We start from the raw sequence: 1,566 nt of genomic DNA on the forward strand, positions 1-1,566 counted from the left end.
AACATAAATAATTACCTTTCTTTATCTCAATGAAATTTATGCCAGGCGCATTCTCCTTTTGAATAACCTGAACTCCGGCAGTAACCTTATAAAAGCCATTTGCATCGGATTCATAATGAGAATAAACGCCATAAATTGGTGAGTCAGGCACGCGATTCATTGTCTTTTCTGCCTGGCCGGAAGAAATATAATGCTCCCAGAATGCGGGCAATTTTGCGGTATCAGAATTAAATTCATCACGATTTAAAGTACGTACACTTAGGCCTGCGACACAAAATTCTTCAACGCCTATCATTTTCGGTTCAAGATGGTACATCTTTATTTTTCCTTATTAATAATAGCAATCAGCACAAATAAGTACTGCTATAAAAAATGCTTATGATATGGGTATCAAATGACAGAAAATGTCAGTAGTGTTTGGAAATTCATTGGGCAGGAATTCCTTGAAGATTACGCCATTTTTTTAGCAGTGCCTGACGCCTTGCGGGATAGCGCTGTTCCAATTGCGTTAACTGGATTATTCTGTCTGTACGAAAATGCCTGAATTCCTGGCGTAATTCACACCAAGCGACAACAATGCGAACCTGTTCAAAAAAACCTAAGGCAAACGGCCAGATAGTTCTTTCTGTTAACGCTCCATTAGTGTCAGCATAGGAAATTAATAATTTTTGCTCGTGACGAATTACCGTTCTGATTGTAGCCAGCTCTTCATCTCCAGCAGCAACAGAACTCCCTGGACCAACAAGTAACCCCGAAGCATCGAGCTGGTGGCGTAAGTCAGATGTGAGCACTGCAGCAATTTTGGCAAGAGCATTCTTCGCGGCAGCACTTAATCGACTGTCTGTTCGTTTAGCTACCCATCGAGAGCCTAAAACCAAAGCTTCCAGCTCCTCCTCAGAAAACATCAATGGAGGCAGCATAAAGCCCGGACGCAATACATATCCTAAACCGGGTTCACCATCAATCTGAGCTCCCTGATTTTGTAATGTAACAATATCTCGATAGAGAGTGCGCAAGCTAATCCCTAGCTCTGCAGCTAAAACGGCACCGCTAACAGGATAACGATGCCGACGCAATATCTGCATTAACTCAAATAATCTATCGGTACGTGCCACAACAATGAACCTTTTTAAACAAATGCTGCCATATTATGTCAGCATCAAATGCCAATTGCTATTGTATTTTACAGTATTGGCGCAGTATTTGGTGCATTCGAATTATAAGTGCACATACTTTACGATTGGACTATAATTTATACAAATAATGTATGATACATGACTGAACGATCAATGAACCGGCAACAAGGAAGGGGTTAACATCATGAATAATAGAACACGTACTTATAAATTAGAGCACATTATTTTAGGTGCGTTATTCTTTTTAATTTACCCCGGTGTTGCATCTGTAGCTTATGCAGATGCGGCAAATAATCCAACCAGTGCTACTTCAATCATCAAAAATACAGATGGCTCTTCAGTACAAAAAAATCCTGACGGCTCTACGCTCATTATAAATGCAAATGGCTCTTCCGTTGAAATAAAACCTGATGGAACCAAAATTATAAAA

The 1,566-nt window shown here is 40.0% G+C and carries 2 protein-coding genes and 1 pseudogene; 1 reads left to right on the plus strand and 2 read right to left on the minus strand.

Translation table 11 applies throughout. The annotated features are described in order from the left end of the window. On the minus strand, window positions 1-316 hold a 316-nt coding region (locus tag Q0495_RS14465; protein WP_298627555.1), incomplete at its 3' end, for a GyrI-like domain-containing protein. A gap of 109 nt (window positions 317-425) precedes the next feature. Beyond that, window positions 426-1,115: a YafY family protein gene (locus Q0495_RS14470; protein ID WP_298627556.1), complete on the minus strand. Its 690-nt coding sequence runs from the start codon at window positions 1,113-1,115 to the stop codon at window positions 426-428. Between the two features lie 205 nt (window positions 1,116-1,320). On the opposite strand from Q0495_RS14470, the pseudogene Q0495_RS14475 reads away from it, so the two are divergent. Next, window positions 1,321-1,566: pseudogene (locus Q0495_RS14475) on the plus strand (hypothetical protein); the annotation flags it as partial.

The organism is uncultured Legionella sp. (genome assembly GCF_937871865.1).
Lineage (GTDB): Bacteria > Pseudomonadota > Gammaproteobacteria > Legionellales > Legionellaceae > Legionella.